Source organism: Oscillospiraceae bacterium MB08-C2-2, assembly GCA_035621215.1.
Lineage (GTDB): Bacteria > Bacillota > Clostridia > Oscillospirales > Ruminococcaceae > WRAV01.
In genome coordinates, this window is record CP141729.1 from 1,501,054 (window position 1) to 1,521,090 (window position 20,037).

The window sequence follows — 20,037 nt, forward strand, 5'->3', positions numbered from 1 at the left end:
CTCATGACAGCTGCATACCGCCCATCTGCTGACCCTGATCCAGCTCCTCCTGCGTCATGATACTCCAGCTACGATTGCTGCTCCAAAGGCTCACATAAAGCTCATTTTCGCCTATTTTTATAGGGCGCTGTTCAAAGCCCTCACCGAATCCATCCGATGCCTGGCCGGAAGTATACTCCCTGAGCTGTGCCAGTTCCGCATCATTCAAAGCTCCTTGTACCCTGCATTCAGCTACACCCATTAGCTGGCTGCCGACCTGCTCCACTGTGAAAAAGAGAGACTTCACTTTATGACTTATACTGTCGTCCCCATGGTAATACTCCATAAGCCCGCGTTCCGTTTCCTCCGGCCTTCGCTCCTTGAAAATGGCTGCAAGGATTTGATCGTGGTAGGAGAGCACGGTGCGCTGGTCAAGCTCCGTCGGGTATTCCTCCATAGAGCCCCATTCGTCACGCCCGTATTCCATCACGGTAAGCGGCATATACAGCTTGAGGGTTTGGATCGGCTGGGGAATGACCGTGAAGCTGTCCTCACCGGGGATGAGGGCAAGAGTGCGGCCGTTGCTCCATTTCATGTGGATTTGGGCGGCATCGTCTACAAAATTCACTTGGCCCTCCGTTCCGGGCGGCACAGGGGCATAGGGGTCCTTCATCTCCGTCAGACGAATGCGGGTACCGGGCGGATATTGCTCCCTGACTCTTTTCAAGAAATTCTCGTTGTACTTCATTTGTGCGCCTCCTTTGCACGTTTGTTTTTATTGTGAAGCTTCTGCATATCCGTTCTGAGGCAATCGCCCTCCGAGCTATAGCAGATGAAACCGTGGGAAGGGTACGGGCAGCTGCCGCGGCTCTGAAATGGGCCGTAAAAGCCGTTTGTCCGGCGGTATCCTGCCTGTTGTAACGAGACTGTTTGAATCGTAGCAGGCTGTTTGTTTATTTCGCTTGTATCTTACCAGCATCATTTTTCCTTTCCAGAAAACAAAAAAAGCCGGAGAATGAAAGTGCGTTTCTGCGCTCCGATTCTCCGGCTTTAATGATTGTTCTCTTATTTTATTGGGTGGGTATATATATAGCGCCGCTTTCTTTTCGGCTTTGCTGCCGTATCAGAAAGGGCGCTGTGGGTACTCTTTTATTTTTGTTTCTGCGGTAAAACGCTGTGCGTGTGGGTTCAAATCCATGGACTTATCCAAATCACCCCGATGATATCCACGAAATCGAACTCTTTTTGGACGGGCATTTTGAGGGTGAAAAAGCCCGGAAACGCCGGATGTCCTGCGGTTTTCACCGCAGGACATCCATTATTGACGTTAATTATGGTGCCGGCGGTGGGACTTGAACCCACACGATATTGCTACCAACGGATTTTGAGTCCGCCTCGTCTGCCATTCCGACACGCCGGCTAGAGTGTCTGATGCTTTAACAGTATACTATAGCCACAACAAAAAATCAAGTGTTTCGACAAAATTACTGTTGTATCATTTTCAGACAATGGTTCCACCGCCAGATACATAGTCTCCGTTATAAAAAACAGCCGCTTGTCCGGGGGTCACCGCCCGCTGTGGAGTATCAAAAATAACCCGCACCCGGTTTTCTGGGAGTGGCTCAACGCTGGCCAAAGCCGGCTTATGGGTATAGCGTATCTTCACCGAAAGCTTCTGGGGCTCGGTTAGCTCTTCCCAATCGATCAGGTTCACCTGATCCACAATCAGTTCCTTCTGAAAAACCTCATGATTCTCCGCCAAGGTGACAGTATTGTTGACCGGATCAATAGCTTTTACAAATACAGGCCGCCCAAAGGATATCCCCAGCCCTTTCCTCTGGCCAATGGTATAATACCAAATCCCCTTATGCTGCCCCAAAATCTTGCCGGAAGTATCCACAAAATTCCCGGGAGTGCAGAAATTGCCGGTGTATTTGGTCAAAAAATCCGCATAATTCCCTTGTGGCACAAAACAGATATCCTGGCTATCCGGCTTGCTGGAAACCCCAAGCCCCGCCTGTTGGGCAAGCTCACGCACCTGCTCCTTGGAAAGCTCCCCCAAGGGCAGAAGAAGATGGGCCATTTGTTCCTGCGTTAAGCTATAGAGCACATAACTCTGGTCTTTTTTAAGCTGGCTGCACTGGCGCAGGCGGTATCGCCCGGTGGTTTCATCCTTAATAACAGCGGCGTAATGCCCCGTTGCAATACAATCGAAGCCCATTGCCTTGGCCTTTTCCACAAAGGCCCCGAATTTGATATAACGGTTGCAGTCAATACACGGGTTGGGTGTACGTCCAAGCCGGTATTCTTCCACAAAGGGCTTTATCACCGTATCCTGGAACAGCTCCTTGAAGTTCATCACATAATGAGGAATGCCGAGAGCGGCACAAACCTTGCGGGCATCGTTAACATCGTCCAATGAACAACAGCCGGATTCAGGGGCATCCTCCGCCAGCTCAGGGGTCCACAGACGGAAGGTAACCCCCACAACCTCATAGCCCTGCTCCAACAGCAACAGCGCCGTGACAGCACTATCAACGCCGCCGCTCATTCCCACCAAAACCTTCTTCTTATTTCCCATAGATTTCTAAATTCCTTTTATATTGCCGGATGCTTTCTGACAAAAGCTAATTACTTTGAAGCCGCATCCGTGCTATACTGTTGTATATGTAGTGTGGCCTAGTCTCCCCCATTCAACTCAATGGATAGGAGTGAAAATATGCAGCTTGATATTTTGCGCTTTATACAAAGCTTTACACATCCTGCACTGGATATTCTTTTTGCAGGATTTTCCATGCTGAGCGAACCGATCGTGATTGTGCCTCTGCTGGCGCTGACTTATTGGTGTATAGACAAACGCATGGGGCGGTATCTGCTTTTTTCACTCTGCTTTTCACTGTGCATCAATGGAATCATCAAGGATTTTTTCAAGGCACCCCGCCCATTTGGGGAACCGGGTATCACAAGCAGAAGGATATGGTCGGCAACCGGCCACTCCTTCCCCAGCGGGCACACCCAGTCGGCGGCCGCCATATGGGGTGGGGCTTCTTTGTGGGCCAAAAAAAGATGGCTCACCGGCATCGCCATTATTTGCGTGATTGGCGTGGGCCTTTCCCGGCTGTATCTGGGGGTGCACTACCCGGCAGATGCTTTGGCTGGTGCTTTGGCCGGCTTTTTCTGCGCTGCCACCGCTTATTGGATTATAATGAAAAACGATGGAATAAAGTCCATCGTTTGGTTGGGTCTGCTATTGGCCATTGCCATTCTGTGGATTGGCGAATCGAAGGATACCTTTTTTGCTCTGGCTCTTTATATAGGCTTTAGTGCCGGAAGCTGGGTGGAACAGCGTTATATCCACTTTTCTTTACCCACAAACCTGCGCCAAAGCCTACACCGCTTCACATTGGGGCTGGCTTCCACCGGGCTGATCTTTTACCCCATCTACCGGCTCAAAGAGCTTCATCCGGGGCTGGCACCAATCTGCTATGGATTCCTTGCATTTTATGTGGTTGGCCCCTGCACAGCCCTCTTTAAAAAGGCACATGTATAAAAGCCGATCTATTTCTTCTTTTTGTTTTTCCCCTTTTTGGAGGACAGCACACCAAAAACCACAATCAATATAACCGAAACAACCAGAAGCACCGCCACAACACCAAAGCTTTTGACTGCGTCATCCCCTGTAAGAGGATTCAAAGCGGCCAAATTCAAACCACCGGACTGCATAGTTGTGTATAAAATATTTTCCATAATATTCTCCTTGTATAAAGCCCTCGGAACGTGCCGGGCTGATGCATGATTCGACAGAAACCTTCTCTATATATTATAGTACGCCACACAAAGGAAGTCAACGGAGCAAATTGCTTTGAGAGAAAGGTCTGTAGAGGCCGGGCGGGCAATTGAAGTTTATTTTTATGAAAAACGGCTCGCAAAGCCCTTTAATCATCGGCTATGAGCTGCTAAAACCAGTTGATAATTCTGGAAAAATGCTGTATACTGCTAGAGTGGGAGTTTTTGGACAAGCTTTTGCCTAATTGGGTAAATAAGGAAGAAGCTTTTCCTGCCAAATTGGTTTAGATCATTGCTAGAAATCGTTGTATCAGCTGGGAAGTGCTCCATCATCTCCACACTAATGCTATGGAAGGAAAATTACTTATGGAATTGCTATCACAACTTTTTACTGGTATGGAGGCCTTGACTTGGCGCGAACTTGTGATGTATGCCGTTGGGTTGGTATTAATCTGGCTGGCCGTTAAAAAAGACTACGAACCTATGCTTCTTTTGCCAATCGGATTTGGTGCCATTCTGGTGAATCTGCCTTTTGCCACTGCCTGGTCCACTGTGCACGCAGGCGTAGAGAGCGCTGGCTTTTTGAAAACCTTTTATGATGCCGGTATCATTACCGAACTTTTTCCTATCCTGATCTTTATTGGCGTTGGAGCCATGGTTGACTTCACTCCCTTGCTTAAAATGCCCAAAATGCTCTTCTTCGGTGCTGCCGCCCAATTCGGCATCTTTTTCACAGTATTGGTTGCATTGGTTCTTGGGCACTACTTCCCTCACCTGAACATAACCCTTGAGGTTGCCGCTTCCATCGGCGTTATCGGCACTGCCGACGGCCCCACTTCCATTGTTGTGGCACAACGTTTTGCCAAGGAATACATGGGACCCATTATGGTGGCCGCCTACTCTTACATGTCTTTGGTTCCCATCATCCAACCTCCTGTAATTAAAGCGCTGACCACTAAAAAAGAGCGCTTGATCCGTATGGATTATAAAGAGAACAGCATCAGCAAGCTGGCTCTGGTTACCTTCCCCATTGCTGTTACCATCTTGGCCGGTGTTCTGGCTCCCGAGAGTGCTTCTCTGGTCGGTTCCCTGATGTTTGGTAACTTGATTCGTGAGTGCGGTGTTCTGGAGCGTCTCTCAAAGACTGCTCAGAACGAGCTTGCCAATCTGGTCACTCTAGTTTTGGGTATCACCATCGGTTCCACCATGAAGGCTCAGGCTTTCCTTCAGGGGCAAACCATGCTGATTTTGGCTCTCGGCCTTGTTGCCTTTATCTTTGATACCGCTGGCGGCGTGCTGTTTGCCAAGCTGCTGAATGTGTTCAGCAAAGAAAAGGTCAACCCGATGATCGGCGCAGCCGGTATCTCCGCTTTCCCCATGTCCAGCCGTATTGTACAGCGTATGGCCAAGGATGAAGACCCCACTAACTTTATCCTTATGCAGGCTGTCAGCGCCAACGTTTCCGGCCAGGTTGGTTCGGTTATTGCCGGTGGTATGATTCTGCATCTGGTGCCCCTGCTGAATGAAATGCTGATTAAATAATAAGGAGGCTTATCAATATGTCTATGACTGTTATGCAAGCTGGATTGGTGCTTATGGGGCTTGGCCTGCTGGGTGTCTTTACCGTCATCATTCTGCTTTATATACTGATTCTTGTTCTTGGAAAGCTTCCTGTGAACAAATAGCAGTAAATTTCGGAATAAATAGTGAGCAAGGGTCTTGTCTTTGACAAGACCCTGCTTTTTTATTGGGATACCATTGTAAGAGGTTCCGGCATACAGCAGGGAGATGTAGGCACATCTCCCTCAAGCGAAATGGATGCTAAAGCTTGTATTCATTTGGCTGTAGCCTCAGTAGCCAGATAAGGCACAACCTGATCTTCGGTGCCATGAACAAGTTTCGCTTTAGGTATAATATTTCTCATCTTAAACCACCAGAAGTATGGCCAAGGCTCGGATTTCTGGCCCAGATTCAGCATATCTTCTGCCATAGAATCCTGAAAGCTCTTACCTTTCTTCGTTCCTTCGATAAAAGAAAGAAGATGGGTATTGAAAATCGCTTCTTCAGCTCCTTTACAGGTAGCATGCTTTAGCCTTTAATAATCCAGGAGAATAAGCAGGTAAAGCCTCCCACTCATAAAAGGCCGATCCCCCACAGCATTTATACGTTGCGGGTAAACTTCTGCAATGGCATAAGCAGGAGAGGCCCTGTCTGAAATCGCCGCCACATCCAATTGATCCAAGTTAAGTTGCTTAAAAAAGGCTCTAATTAATGGGCCCAATCGGATTACGGAATTCATCACATAATACTCCGATTCGCCATATACAAGGCGAGCAAGGTGGATCATTCCAAAAGGAACATCATTCTTGGCTGCTCAGCAAGTCCTTTTGCAGTAATACCGCCCACGAGCCCGCCCATTCATCTCACCCATAGCCCATATAAACGATAAAGCGCAAGAGCCTAATCAGGAATCTTTCCCGATAAGCTCTTACGCTTCTAAAATGCAGAACGAGCGAGTTTACAGAAACTTAAAAATGCTTAAAATCTCGAATCAATAGTCAGCTACGAAGGTCTTGGCTTTCTCAGAATCAATCCACTCGGTGGGGATACGGATATCCTGAGCGGAGATCTGCTCGCCATTGATATACTTTACAGCTTCTTCAACAGCGATCTTGCCAATCTGGGAGGGGAACTGAGAAGCAGTGCCCAGCTGGTAGCCTTCGTTGATGAGCTTGATGCTGTCGCTGGCACCGTCAATACCGGTTACCAAAATCTCGCCAGGCTTTTTGCCAGCGCCCTTGATAGCGGCGACACAGCCCTGAGCGGAGGGGTCATTCATAGCCCAAACAGCAACGGCATCGGGATCAGACTGCAGGAAGTTGTTCATAACTTCCATAGCCTTGTCGATCTGGCCAGGGCCGTTCTGACGGTTTACAACTTCAATGTCAGGATATTTGGCCAGGATTTCATCGCGGCCTTTCATACGATCAGAAACAGCGGCAGACAGGCTGTTCTCATAGATAACTATCTTGCCTTTGCCATCAAGGGCATCAGCAATAGCCTGCATGGTCAGACGGCCAGCCTGCATGTTATCGGAGATAACAGTGAAAGTAGCTTTCTTGTCCATACCTTTGATACCGGAATCCAACAGAACGATAGGAATACCAGCAGCACTTACCTTATCAACAGCAGCAACGCTGCCTTCAAGATCGATAGCGGTCAGGAAGATAACATCCATCTTCTGGGCAATCATGTCTTCCACGTTGCTCAGCTCTTTGTTAACATCCTGCAGGGAGTCATAAGAAGCCAGCTTGTTCTCAGGATTGAGAGCCAGCAGTTCTTCTTCAACAGCATCTCTTACACGGGCAAAGAAGGGGTTGCTCATGGTCTTAACAGAAATACCAGCGCTGATAGGGGTATCAACGCCTTTTCTGCCGCCGGTGCTGTCAGCAGGAGCAGCGGAAGAAGCGGCCTCAGCTGCGCTGGAAGCAGGAGCTGCACTGGAAGCAGCAGAAGATCCGCTGGAAGAACCGCCGCAGCCGGTCAGTGCGATTGCAGTAATAAATACTACCACCAGCACCAGGGAAAGAACTTTACGTGTCTTGATCATACTCAAAGATCCTCCATAATGTTATGTTTTTTCGAGTTGTTTCTGCATTTTATACAAGCAGTCATTTGTTGACAGTTAATTAAGCCGCCAACAAACAACGGTTTGCCATAAATTCAGGAAATCCTTGCAAATAGCCATCAAAAGGCTTATGCCTTAACTTCCTTCTTCTTGAAGATACCCTTGAAGCTGCCCTTAATAGAGTCAAGATAAACAGCACCCAGAGTAACAACACCTTTGGCAATCAACTGATAGAAGAAATCCAGTTTCATCATATTCATACCATTGTTGATAACACCCATGATCAGAGTACCAATAACGGTGCAGGTGATGGAACCATAACCACCGCCGAAGCTGACACCACCAAGAACCGAAGCTGCAATGGCTTCGCCCTCGTAGCCAGTACCAACAGTAGGCTGACCGGAATACATTCTGGAAGCCAGAACAATACCGGAGATAGAAGCCAAAATGCTGCTCAGAGTAAATACAATGATATAGATTTTCTTAACATTGATACCGGAATGGATTGCAGCCTCTTTGTTACCGCCAGTAGCATACATATGGCGGCCAAACTTACTTCTGGAAAGCATCAGGCCGAAGGCGACAAACAGGGCAACCATCAAAATAACAGGATAAGGCAAATCAAACTGAATGTTGCCAATTGTCCAGCTAAACTGTCCATTACCGAACTTATTGAAAGCTTCGCTGTTGGAAACCACAGGGTAACCAGCAGTAAAGAGGTAAGCAAGGCCTCTGACTATGTTCTGCATGGACAATGTAATAATAAAGAAAGGCAGGGTTGTGTAAGCAACGAACAATCCATTGATGCAGCCAATAATGGCACCAACCAAAAGAGTAATCACAATTGCCAACCACACGGGAAGACCCTTTGATTCAAACAGCACAACCACCAAACAACCGGCAGAAGCAACAGTGGAACCAACAGTCAGGTCAACACCGCCGAGAAGGATAACACAGGTAAGGCCGATGGCGATAATACCATTGATACTAACCTGGCGAAAAACGTTTGTAATGTTGGCCATGGTAAGGAAGTTCTCAGAAAAGAGAGCTACAACAGCGGAAAGAAGAATCAAACCGGAAATTGTTCCCCAATGGCGACGAAAAAATACAGAAATGGAACTGGTGCGTTTATACCCTTTAGCGGTATCTTGAATGCTAGACATTTTTTAATCCCCCTGTCGCATATTTCATAATTTTAACCTGGGTCAGCTCTTCTTCCTTGCTATCAAGGATGCCGGTGACTTCCCCTTCACGCATAACAACAACCCGGCTAGACAGGTTGATTATCTCAGGCAGATCAGATGAAATAAAGATAATTGAAAGGCCTTCAGCTGCCAACGCATTCATCAGGCTATAAATCTCAGCTTTTGCACCCACATCAATACCTCTGGTCGGTTCATCCAGAATCAGGTATTTAGGCTTAGTCGCCAGCCACTTGGCAATAACCACCTTTTGTTGGTTACCACCGCTCAAGTCAGCACAGCGCTGCTGTGGGCCGTGGGCTTTAATGGTCAGCTTCTTGAAGTAGTCGTTCATGATCTCGTTTTCCTTGGTGCGGTTAACGAAAATGCCCTTAATAAACTCATTTACAACAGTCAGAGTCAAATTAAAGCCCACAGTATTTTTAAGCACCAAGCCGGCGCCTTTGCGGTCTTCCGGAACCATTCCGATTCCCTGATCAATGGCATCGCGCGCACGATTAATATGAACTTCTTTGCCTTCAATTAGAATTTGACCAGATTCCAGCTTATCTATACCAAAAAGTGCTCTGGCAAGTTCTGTGCGTCCTGCTCCAACCAAACCGGAGAAGCCGAGAATCTCACCTTTGCGTAGCTTGAAGCTGACATTTTTAAGTTTGCTGTTCACAAGATTTTTGCACTCAAAAACCACTTCTCCACCCACAGGGGTTTCTCCGCCATAGATATCGGTCAGAGGACGGCCAACCATCATCTCAACCAATTCATCTTCTGTGGTTTCCGTGATAACCTTGGTGCCAATGTACTTACCATCGCGCATAACCGTTACACGGTCGCCGATCGCAAAAGTTTCGTTCATACGGTGGGAGACGTAAATAATACAAACGTCCTGAGCCTTAAGAGTTGCCACTGTTTTAAACAGCGCCTGCACCTCACGTTCAGTGAGAGAAGCAGTGGGCTCATCCATGATAACAATTCGGGCATTTTTGGAAAGGGCACCGGCAATTTCCACCATCTGCTGCTGTGCAACAGAAAGAGTTCCTACCATTGTGTCAGCCCGCAGATCCATATCCATGTTATCCAGCATTCTTTGTGCTTCAGACAACATCTTAGTGAAATCTACAAGCATCCCTCCACCAACGGTGGGTTCCTCTCCACGGAAGATATTCTCAGCAATGGTCATGTTGTTACACATGCTGAGCTCCTGATGAATCAGCGAGATACCTTTCGCTTTTGCATCAATCGGGTTGCTGATTTTAACGGGCTGTCCATCAATATAAATGGTTCCGCCATCAGCCTGGTATACACCGCCCAGGATCTTCAGCAAAGTTGATTTGCCTGCACCATTTTCACCCATGAGGACATGAACCTCACCCGGCCGGCATTCAAAACTTAGATTGTCCAGTGCATGCACGCCAAAAAAACGCTTATCAATGTTTTCCATGCGCAGGACAGACTCTTGTGACATATGCGCGTTCCCCCCACCTTAAAAAGCTATTGTATACTGACAAAGGGCTTAAGAAACAACAATTCAATTCCATATACCAACAAAACCATTGGGTAACTTTTTGTGAATACATGATCAAATTCTTATCATTTCCAGAAAAAATCTTACCACAATGCTCAGATTTTGTCAATTGTACAAAACCACCCAAAACGATCTGCAGCTTGCAGAACTATGTCATAAAAATATTGTCGTTTACTGTTATTTAGTTGAATAAAAATTCAAATAAGCTAAAAAAACAACATACTTTTCAGCATCTTTCAGGTATAGGATAGATTTCCCAAATAATCTTAAAACATACATCGTATAATAAATTTGACAAAGTTCCGTCATGAAAGGGCAATACTATCAGAATATATACCCAAAGCATGTGCGAGAATTCTAACACATACCCAATAGGTTGTCAACGAAATAACCCCAAGCGATATTAAATTTCATCATTTGTAATCATTTTAATATAAGAAAGTTTTTAACCAAAAGCAGCTTGTATAAAGGATCATTCTTGCACGAGTTGATCATGAAGCTGTGAATCCGGCGTTACAAACACGGTGGAGTATTGATCATAGATTACCTTGCCGGGTTTGGCACCCGAAGGCTTCTTAACAAATCGAACCAATGTATAGTCCACCGGTACTTTAGAGGAATCTCTAGCCTTGGAATGATAGGCAGCCAAGGCGGCCGCCTCCATTGTAGTTTGCGGAGGAATGGAATCCCCTCCCGACACCACAATGGTATGAGAACCGGGGATATTTTGGGTATGAAGCCACAAATCCGAGTTACGGCTATCCTTTAAGGTTAACTGGTCGTTCTGCAAGTTGTTGCGCCCCACCAATATAGTATACCCTTCGCTGGAACGGTAACGCAGCGGCGGCAGTTTGCCGACTTTTTGGCGCTTTGCTTCACCGGAGCGGCGCAAGTATCCCTGCCCAGAAAGCTCCTGCCGTATTGCAGTCAACTCCGCCTCTGTGGTGCAGCGGGTCAGGGCATCGAAAACCGATTCCACATAAGCCAGTTCCTCCCGGCCATGGGCAATCTGTTGGCGCAAAACCTTTTCCGCTGTATCGGCCTTGCGGTAAAGGGCATAGTAGCGCTGGGCATTCTGCACCGGGGTCAGGCATATATCCAGCTCAATTTCGGTCATGGGGCTTTCTTCTTTAAAGAAATCCTCCACCACGGCCTTGGTATCTCCTTTTTTGAGCGCATACAAATTGGCACTGAGAAGATCCCCTTTTTCCCGCAGGGTCTCCCGGCTTTCACTGCGGAGAAGCTCCTCTTCCTGAGCCGCAATACGCCGCGCAATACGCTCGCTGGTATTCACCAGAAGCTTGAGCAAATCGCCGGAGCGCTGCTTCATCCGCTCCATAGTATCCCGCTGGCGGTAAAAATCATCCAGCAGGCTGCTGCAATCGGGATAAGGGCGGGTCACCATAGCCGGGCCATATTGTGTAATGGAAATAAAGGAAAAATCCCGGGGTCTCCCCTCCGGTTCCAGAACTACAGTGGGTGTCAGGTTACCGCTGGCCAAAGTGGAAATCAGGCTATTCATAAAAAAGACCAGCCTGTCCTTTTGTAAATTGCTCAGGCTGTGGTTGGAGTCTTCCTGCCCTTTCAGAGCAAAGGAGGCCGCTTCCCGGCAAAGAATGGGAGAAAGGCCCATAACATTTTCCAGAACCGCCTTGGAAAGTTCCTGCTCCCGCCCTGTAAGGATGCGCTCCACAGCGGCCTCCCCGGTTGTATCAAGAAGGCTGATTTTATCCTGTAAGGGGGGAAGCTGATACTGCATACCAGGGAGAACCTGGCGTACGCTGGAGGTTTCTAAATCCACCCGTTTGATGGAATCCAAAACCTTTCCATTTTGATTGATCAGCACAATGTTGCTGTGGCGGCCCATAATCTCCACTGCCACTGTAAGTGTAACCAAATCTCCTAATTCATTGACCGCCTCAAAATCCAAAAAGCAAATGCGGTCCAATGCCTGCTGGCGAATATCCAACAGCTTGGCACCACCCAGATGCTTGCGCAGCAGCATACAGAACATAGGCGGCGCCTTGGGATTCTCCGGCGCCTCCTTGGTGAAATGAATGCGGGGGCTGCCCGCCGCCGCACTGATCAGCAGCTTGGAGCTCCCGCCCCGCCACCTGAGATGGAGGATAATTTCCTCTCGGCTGGGCTGTGCAATCTTATCCACCCGGGCACCCAGTGCCACCTCTTTTATTTCATGGAGAACGCCGTGTAAAAATGCGCCGTCCAAAGCCATATCAATCACTCCTTATGTTGGGGCATTGGGCTCTCCCCGGGAAATCAAAAGTCAACGGTTCTCAACAAAGCAAAAGGTTCAGAGCGCCCGGGAAGGATTCTCCGACCGGGCAGAACATTCAACGGATAAACCAGGCAAATCCGCCCGCAGCCACTTGGCCAGTTGGGGAACCACAAGATTTTCAGTGGCAAAATGTCCCGCATCCACCAAGGTAAGGCCCATCTCCCGTGCCTCCAAAAGCTGATGGTGCTTAATATCCGCTGTAACCAATGCCTGTGCCCCCTGCCTGAGAGCCAAAGCGATGTAATCGCCGCCGCTTCCGCCACAGACCGCCACCCGGGTAATCGGGCGGCCTCCGTCCACATACCGCAGCCCATCCAAGTGCAGTGCCTGTTTCACAAAAGCGGCAAAAGCCTGAGGGTTTTTCGGCTGAGCACATTCCCCCACCACTCCCATGAAGATAGAAGTGGTTACCGCCTCGTTTACAAACAAATCGTAGGCCGGTGTTTCATAAGGGTGCGCTTCTTTCATAGCCGCCACCACCTGAGCGGTCTTTTCAGGCGGAACCAGCATTTCGATCCGCAGCTCCTGCACCTTTTCCAAAGCTTCCACCTGCCCAATGGCAGGGTGTGCCCCCTCCATGGGGTAAAACCGACCTTCTCCCTCCAAAAGGAAAGCACATTTAGAATAATTACCCAGCTTACCGGCACCGGCTGCACTCATGGCCTCATAAACGGCCTCGCCGTGGCTTTCCGGAACAAACACCACAATTTTGCGGGCAGCTTGGGTTTGTATAATTTCCAAGGGAGCGGTGTTCTCCAGCTCCAGCGCCTGCGCCAGCAGCGTGTTCACCCCGCCGGGGGCCATATCCAGATTGGTATGAGCCGAAATAACCGAAAGCCCCCGGCTGATACACCGGTAAGGAATGCCTTCTGCCTCCAACCTCTTGATAGGCGAAAAAATCACCGGGTGGTGGGTTATCAGAAGATTGGCCTTCTTTTCCACCGCTTCTTCAATGACAGGGCCAGTTACATCCAGTGCTGTTAAAACACCGGTAACCTGTGTATCCATGCCGCCAATAAGCAATCCGCAGTTATCCCAAGACATGGCCTGCGAAAACGGTGCCCGGCGATCCAGCGCCTGAAGGCACTGTGCAACAGTATACATATAGAAAACCTCCCGGATAGTATTTAAAGTTCAGGTTAATCTGAACTGCTAAGCTATACAAAAACAGTATACCGGATACCACCATAGGGTGTGCAGATCTGTGCCTGCACACCCTATTCTTTATAGTATATCGTGGCTATAGCTATTTTTCCGAAATGAGCCGATGAATTTCATCGGCCAGCTCCTGAAGCTGCTTGGCCTCATCCCCACCCTGCCGGCCACGGTTCAGGCCTTGTGCCTGTTTGCGCAGGCGATCCCGCTGAATCATGAGATAACGGTCTCGGGCGGCATATTGGCTTTGGGGGATTTTGCCCACCAGCTGGAACAGCCTGTCCGGCTGTGTTTTTTGGCCTGTCCAGCTTACCGAAAGAACGGTATAAGCAAACTTGCCCTGCTCCACTGGTATCTCACGGTGAATTTCAAAACCGTTTTCGCACAGCCAGCGCCGCAAAAAAGATGTTTTTGTCATGGGCTGCAGCACCATATGATACCGAGGGTCAAAGCACCAGCCCGCCTGCTCCAGAATAGCGGCAATCTGCTCCCCGCCCATGCCGGCAATGACAATATCCTCTACAGAAAGGGGAGCGATACCAGCCAATCCATCTGCAAGAACCGGTACAATCTGCTCAGAAAGCCCGGCACGAACGATGGTTTTGCGGGATTTTTCCAGTGGCTGGGAATTGATATCACAAGCAAAGCCACCCGGGCACTTCCCCCGCTGCACCAGCGCACAGACCAGATAACCGTGGTCCGCTCCGATATCCGCCACACGGCTTCCCGAGCGGACCAATTCATAAACTGCTGTCAAGCGTTTATCCAGTGCAGTGTATTCCTTCATAATCAGCTTACCCCATTTTCATTGCTTCTAACGCTGGGCGTCTTCCAGAGGCTCTTGGTTAACCGAAGCCCCGGTTATCTGCTGCTGTTCAAACAGACTCAGTTCCCGGCGAATAACGCGGATGCACAGTGCAACCAGATACTGCGTGACAGTCAGCAGCAGCATGGCGCTGATATAGCCTGTGGGTGTTTTGGGAAACAGCACCACCACATAAATCCCCACAACACGGCCCAATGCAAGCGAGACTTCCCTAAATGCAAAGGATTCTCCAAGGCAAAAACGTGCTTTCTCATCCTGTGTGAAAACCGCAAAGGACGAAACACTGGATGCATTGACAACAAAGAGCTGTAGGAAAGCGTTTACAATAGAATAGATCACAATGCTAACGGAATTGAGGCCAAAGAACAGGCAAAACGTTGCTCCCATTAAAAGGCTGGTGGCAATTACCACAAATTTACCGCGAAGATGAGCCGCAACAATCCGCCCATAAACCCAAGCCGCCACAATGGAAGCCGCACCGGTCAAAAAGGTATTGAGGCCTACCAGTCTCTCATCGCTGACAAATTCAAACAAAAGCGTGTTAAGAAAGAACAAAAAAGTTCCCTCCCGGAATCCCCGGATGAACTCGCTGCAAAATACAAAGCGAACTGATTTCCGCTGGCGTACCAGCGAAAGGGCCAGGCGAAACTGAGGTTCCCGGGTTTTGTGCTCAACCGGATACAGCCTCAGAGACATAATAAACTGCATGATCACCGATGCAAACCCAACCCCGAACATAATGCGGTAGCCCAGATAATTGTTGGGGTAAGCCGTAATAACAAAGCCTGAAACGATCGGAATCAAGAGGGTGATGATCCCATTGATCACACCCAGAATACCCACTCCGATATCCCGGTTTCGCTCTGTGGTATAAAGAGTGAGAAGTATATTATGACTACACCAATAAAGGCCGCAGGCCACACCGGAAAGCACAGCCAGATACGGCATATAAACGCCAAGATAATCGGTTAGGATAAACAAGAACAGATACATTATACCATAAAGCACCGCCGAAAGCCTAATGGAGTGCACTGGTGAAAGCCGGTGGGCAATGAGAGCCGAACCATGCATGGCAACGGCTGTCACCACATAAATAATCATCTTATAGTACATAACGCTGTCGGAGTTACCGGTGAGCCTTATCAGCAGCGTATTCATAAAAACGGTTTCCAGCGTAGAATAGAGCCACAAAAACGTGTAAACTTTGGTGAAAATGGGATAAGCTTCTCCCATCCGGTCAAAACCCAAAAATTCTGCAGAGCGCTGTGAAATCCGCCTCAATATTATTTTCATAAACCCTCCGGTATCCTTCTACCGATTCAATATATACTCATGCAGACCGGTTCCGCCTCTAAATGAGTATGAAGAACATATGCACCCTTAAAGCGGCATACAACTGAAATGTCGCATGCACTATATAGATTTAAAACCGCAGCACGGTTTTAAACAGCGGCAATCTGCCGCTAACCGCCAAAGGCGGTCTATACCAACTTCATACTCATATACACTGCGTGCATATGAGTATATAAAAAGGGCCGGCGACAGAAAAAACCGGCCGCCCCGGATGGAACGGCCATCTTTCCCTACACCTTTATCCAACGAAATCACAGGCACAAAATTCCTGTGCAACGTTCGTTCCACATCATTATAGTGGCAGACACCCCATAATGCAAGGTTTTTTAATGAAAATAATGTGACGAAATTTCACCGTAATCAAATGGCTTCTTTAAGCGGTTGAGACAATTTTTTCTTCTGCGTAAGCTGGAAACGCCCCACCAGCCACTTTACATCCTTTTTATCAAAGCTGCCCAAAAAGTAAAGTGTGGTTATGTATACCATTGCTGTGAGAATAATTCCCAATATCAGCGCTGGCGCTACCGGGATTCTTTGATACAGCCAGAGATTGCCCACTGCCTGAAAGCACTGCTGAGCGGCCAGCGCAGCCAATGCAGGTTTGAGCAGCCATTCCCTGAAATTGAAGGAAAGCTGAACCTTGCTCAGCAAACGCCGCAAATTCAATATAGAGGTAAGCAGGTTGCTGATCACCACCATCAGCAAAAATCCCCTGACCCCATCCATGGGAATCAGCAGATAAACCAAACCCACACGGAGCACTGAATCCAAAATGCTGTAGCGCATAGGGCTGACCTGATCCCCCAGACCACCCAAAATGCTGACCACCACCATCTCCAAACACATGAAAGGGCATAAAAAGGCCATAGTACGCAGGGTTTCTCCCACCCGCGGATCACCATATACAGCCATGCCCAGCTCATAGGAAAAGGTAACATAAACGCCCACAATAAAAATACCGATGATGGAGGTAAACTGCAAAAGCTTGGAAACTGTGCGGCCCAAGCCCCGGCTATCCTTGGTAACCGAAAGGCGGGAGATTTCCGGTGTCAGCATGACAACAAAAGCAGAAAGCATGGAAAGCGGAAAGGTCAGCAGCGGCATGGCCATACCACGGAGCAGACCGTAGGTTTCAGTAGCGGCTACGCCGTCACCGGCAAATTTCCGAAAACCGGATACAATAAAGATATCCTCCACCAACCGCAGGCCGGAGCGCACATAGGAGCTGAGAGAAATAGGAATGCAAATGGCAACGATTTTAGACACAACCCCTGTAATATCCGCCTTGCGCCCCGAGGTTACTCCATCCTTTTCGATACGGTAGCCGATAAACAGGAAGAAAAACGAAACGATTTCCCCCAGTGTCATGCCCAACAGAATCAAAGCACAGCCGTATTCCAAGCCCTTGGACATCCAGCTTTCCATAAAAAAGGTGATAAACACAATTTTCAGCATCTGCTCGGTGATCTGATCCAACGCCGGCTTTACTACACTGCGCTTGGCAATTAGATATCCCCGTAAGCAAGCGGTCACCGCCAGAACAGGAAGGCTGGGCGCCAAATATAAAAGGGCCAGCGCCGCTCTGGGCTCGTTTAAATAATTGCGGGCAATCACATCGCCAAAGGTAAACAACAGCCCTCCAACGGTAAGCCCTAAGAACAGAGCAATCGCAATGGCTTTGTGCAGAATTTTCTTTGCGTTGGCAATGTGTCCCAGAGCAAACTGCTCCGCCGTCAGCTTTGAAACAGCAACGCTGACACCCGAGCTTGCAAAGGTGACCATCAGGGTGTAAAGGGATACGATCAGCTGATAAACACCCACCCCCTCCGGGCCAAGAGCTTTGTTGATATAAACCCGAAAGGCAAAGCCCACTATACGGGTTAAAATGGATGCGCCGCTGAGTATCATCGTACCCACAATTACATTCTGATGTTTCATATGCTCCCCACTTCATATATATTGTATATACACCAATGCGCTTTTTTACGCACCGGATTGCAGCCCTTTGGGGCTGTTGTGTCAAACAGTTATAGCTGCTTGACACAAATTCTACTATACAATATATATTAGCGCCTCTCCCCTTTCATGACCAAAGCACAGGCCCATAGAACGCCCCAATGTTATTAGGAGAAACAAAAAAAGGATAGCCCCCGGCGCTAAACCGAAAGAGGCTATCCTTTTTAAACACTTCAGTGAGCTTTGCTTAGGGATTCACTACATTGGTGGATTTTCCAGCAACAAAATCCGCCAAATTCTGCACAGCGATATCCATCAGCCGCTTGCGGCTTTCTTTGGGAGCCCATGCAATATGGGGAGTAATCAGGCAGTTGCTGGCACCCAGCAGGGGGTTATCCGCTTTAATGGGTTCGGTGGAAACCACGTCCATGCCAGCACCGGCAACTTTACCGGAATCCAGCGCTGCACGCAGATCCTCTTCCACAATCAAGGGACCGCGGGAGGTGTTGATGAGAATTACGCCATCCTTCATCTTGGCAATGCTGTTCTTATTGATGATACCGGTGGTGGATTCAAACAGAGGGCAGTGGAGAGAAATCACATCACTCTGAGCCAGCAGCTCATCCAGAGTGACATACTCCGCAATGGCCTTGCCTGCATCGTTGGGATATTCATCATAAGCAAGAACCTTCATGCCGAAAGCCTTGGCCAATGCACCGGCAGATTGGCCGATACGTCCAAAGCCGATAATACCCATGGTTTTGCCTGCCAGTTCAATGAGGGGAAAATCCCAGTAGCAGAAATCCTGGCTGGTTGTCCATTTGCCGGCCTTGACTGTGTCACTGTGGTGGCCCACATGATGGCAGATTTCCAGCAGCAGGGCAAAAACGAACTGTGCCACAGCGGTGGTGCCGTAAGTAGGAATGTTGCAGACAGGAATACCCTTTGCCTTAGCGGCGGCCACATCAACCACATTATAGCCGGTAGCCAAAACACCGATGTAACGGATAGAAGGGCAGGCCTCCAACGTTTCCTTGGTCAACGGTGTTTTGTTGGTGATAACAGCCTCAGCATCACCAATGCGGGAGACAATATCTCCGGGGGCGGTGCGGTCATAAACAGTGAGCGAGCCTAATTTTTCAAAGCCCTCCCAGCTCAGATCACCGGGATTCTCGGTGTAGCCATCCAATACAACAATTTTCATTAGACAAATTCCTTTCCTATTAAACTTTAGCCCAAGCCTGATTCAAAGTGCGCTTGGCATTGGCAATAACCATTTCGGGATCTTCATCACCCCAAGGCTTAACTTCAAAGCTGACAATGCGGGGCTTATCGGCCTGCAGATAACCAATCTCCATGAGAACCCGCAGATATTCGGCCAGTTCATCCACACCGTTGCAGCTGTTGGGGAAACCAAAGCGAGGATGCTGATCACCATAAGCGGCAGCGCCGGGGGTCATAACCGCATTGCCCATATGAGCGTGGCAGATATAGGGAGCCACCGGCAGCAGATTATCCCGAATTGTTTCGTGAATTTGGGGAATGTGGCTGAGATCAACCATCAGACCAAAGTTGCCGCAGGTTTCCCGAACCTCCTCAGCCAAACGTTTGGCCAAAGTGGAGGGCCCAATCAGAGAGCATTTTTCCACATCGTAGTCGAACACTTCCAGATTCACCGGCATATCGCCCTTGCTCTTGGCATACTGGCAAAGCTCAATGCAGGATTCCACCAGCTTTTTGTAGGATTGCTCCCGGGTGGCATCCTCGTATTTGCCCGAAAGGAACGCGAAACTCTGTGCACCGATTGCATAAGCCTCATCGATTTTATCCTTCAGATTGGCCAGTGCAGTCTGCCTCTCGGCTTCATCCAGAGAATTCACATTCTGCTTGGTGCGAAGCAGGCAGGGCTGTGCGCCAAAGGTCATAAAAGCACCGGATTCATTCACCAGTTTGGCAACCTGTGCGCGAACCTCTTTATCTTCAATGTGGGTCAGCTCCAGAGCATCGAAATAATCATCCTCCAGAATCCGGCGAACGGTTTCCAGAACAGGACCTTCTCCTCCCATTGTTGCAGGATAAGCCATAAAATGAATCAGGCCTACCTTCATATACTTGTGCATGGATTCTTTCATGTCGTTTTCCCCTTCCATTTTTAATTATTTTATATCCACATGGGGATTTTGTACAAAACTCTAGCAGCTATTCTGCTGATCCCCAAAGCCAGCTGGGAATACCTGATTGCCGCTGGTTTTTTTTGCTTATTTCAACCTGCGTTTGCAGCTGCTACATCTTTGGTAGAGCTTGCCCAATATATTATACACTAGCTTTGGCAAT

Annotated in this window: 16 protein-coding genes and 1 tRNA gene; 3 read left to right on the forward strand and 14 right to left on the reverse strand. The window is 48.5% G+C overall.

From position 1 onward, the window contains the following. Position 1 precedes the first annotated feature (1 nt). The 3 genes from U6B65_06640 to mnmA all read right to left on the reverse strand — a co-directional run bounded on the left by U6B65_06640 (position 2) and on the right by mnmA (position 2,560). Entirely contained in the window at positions 2–727 is a 726-nt protein-coding gene (locus U6B65_06640; protein ID WRS28798.1) for a DUF4314 domain-containing protein, read from the reverse strand. Positions 728–1,313: 586 nt separating this feature from the next. After that, positions 1,314–1,399, reverse strand: a tRNA-Leu gene (locus U6B65_06645). Positions 1,400–1,480: 81 nt separating this feature from the next. Continuing rightward, positions 1,481–2,560 carry a tRNA 2-thiouridine(34) synthase MnmA gene (gene mnmA, locus U6B65_06650; protein WRS28799.1) on the reverse strand — a complete coding sequence of 360 codons (1,080 nt, stop codon included), beginning with the start codon at positions 2,558–2,560 and terminating at the stop codon, positions 1,481–1,483. A 138-nt stretch (positions 2,561–2,698) separates the two neighbouring features. Here mnmA and U6B65_06655 point away from each other — a divergent pair, with 138 nt between their 5' ends. After that, positions 2,699–3,529, forward strand: a complete 831-nt coding sequence (locus U6B65_06655) for a phosphatase PAP2 family protein (GenBank protein WRS28800.1) — start codon at positions 2,699–2,701, stop codon at positions 3,527–3,529. A gap of 8 nt (positions 3,530–3,537) precedes the next feature. Here U6B65_06655 and U6B65_06660 read toward each other — a convergent pair whose 3' ends face one another. Then, positions 3,538–3,726, reverse strand: coding sequence for a hypothetical protein (locus tag U6B65_06660; protein ID WRS28801.1), 189 nt, complete (start codon positions 3,724–3,726; stop codon positions 3,538–3,540). Positions 3,727–4,131: 405 nt separating this feature from the next. On the opposite strand from U6B65_06660, the gene U6B65_06665 reads away from it, so the two are divergent. Then, entirely contained in the window at positions 4,132–5,307 is a 1,176-nt protein-coding gene (locus U6B65_06665; protein ID WRS28802.1) for a sodium ion-translocating decarboxylase subunit beta, read from the forward strand. Positions 5,308–5,324: 17 nt separating this feature from the next. Next, complete coding sequence (locus U6B65_06670; protein ID WRS28803.1) at positions 5,325–5,450, forward strand: hypothetical protein; 126 nt, start codon at positions 5,325–5,327, stop codon at positions 5,448–5,450. 866 nt (positions 5,451–6,316) lie between these two features. Here U6B65_06670 and U6B65_06675 read toward each other — a convergent pair. From U6B65_06675 to U6B65_06720, 10 genes are all read right to left on the reverse strand, one after another. Continuing rightward, positions 6,317–7,375: a substrate-binding domain-containing protein gene (locus tag U6B65_06675; GenBank protein WRS28804.1), complete on the reverse strand. Its 1,059-nt coding sequence runs from the start codon at positions 7,373–7,375 to the stop codon at positions 6,317–6,319. Positions 7,376–7,521: 146 nt separating this feature from the next. Next, positions 7,522–8,556 carry an ABC transporter permease gene (locus U6B65_06680; protein WRS28805.1) on the reverse strand — a complete coding sequence of 345 codons (1,035 nt, stop codon included), beginning with the start codon at positions 8,554–8,556 and terminating at the stop codon, positions 7,522–7,524. Further along, a complete protein-coding gene (locus U6B65_06685) occupies positions 8,549–10,057 on the reverse strand; it encodes a sugar ABC transporter ATP-binding protein (protein WRS28806.1) in 1,509 nt (502 codons plus the stop codon). Before U6B65_06685 ends, U6B65_06680 begins: the two co-directional genes overlap by 8 nt. Positions 10,058–10,589: 532 nt before the next feature. After that, a complete protein-coding gene (locus U6B65_06690; protein WRS28807.1) occupies positions 10,590–12,350 on the reverse strand; it encodes an NFACT RNA binding domain-containing protein in 1,761 nt (586 codons plus the stop codon). Between the two features lie 78 nt (positions 12,351–12,428). Next, entirely contained in the window at positions 12,429–13,517 is a 1,089-nt protein-coding gene (locus tag U6B65_06695) for a Nif3-like dinuclear metal center hexameric protein (GenBank protein ID WRS28808.1), read from the reverse strand. A 142-nt stretch (positions 13,518–13,659) separates the two neighbouring features. Further along, positions 13,660–14,355 (reverse strand): class I SAM-dependent methyltransferase, encoded by a 696-nt coding sequence (locus U6B65_06700; protein ID WRS28809.1) that lies wholly within the window; start codon positions 14,353–14,355, stop codon positions 13,660–13,662. 27 nt (positions 14,356–14,382) lie between these two features. Beyond that, positions 14,383–15,687, reverse strand: a complete 1,305-nt coding sequence (locus U6B65_06705; protein WRS28810.1) for an MFS transporter — start codon at positions 15,685–15,687, stop codon at positions 14,383–14,385. Between the two features lie 420 nt (positions 15,688–16,107). After that, a complete protein-coding gene (locus tag U6B65_06710) occupies positions 16,108–17,685 on the reverse strand; it encodes a polysaccharide biosynthesis protein (GenBank protein ID WRS28811.1) in 1,578 nt (525 codons plus the stop codon). Between the two features lie 265 nt (positions 17,686–17,950). Beyond that, positions 17,951–18,907: a D-2-hydroxyacid dehydrogenase gene (locus U6B65_06715; protein ID WRS28812.1), complete on the reverse strand. Its 957-nt coding sequence runs from the start codon at positions 18,905–18,907 to the stop codon at positions 17,951–17,953. A 19-nt stretch (positions 18,908–18,926) separates the two neighbouring features. After that, positions 18,927–19,835, reverse strand: a complete 909-nt coding sequence (locus tag U6B65_06720) for a TIM barrel protein (protein WRS28813.1) — start codon at positions 19,833–19,835, stop codon at positions 18,927–18,929. Positions 19,836–20,037: the final 202 nt, after the last annotated feature.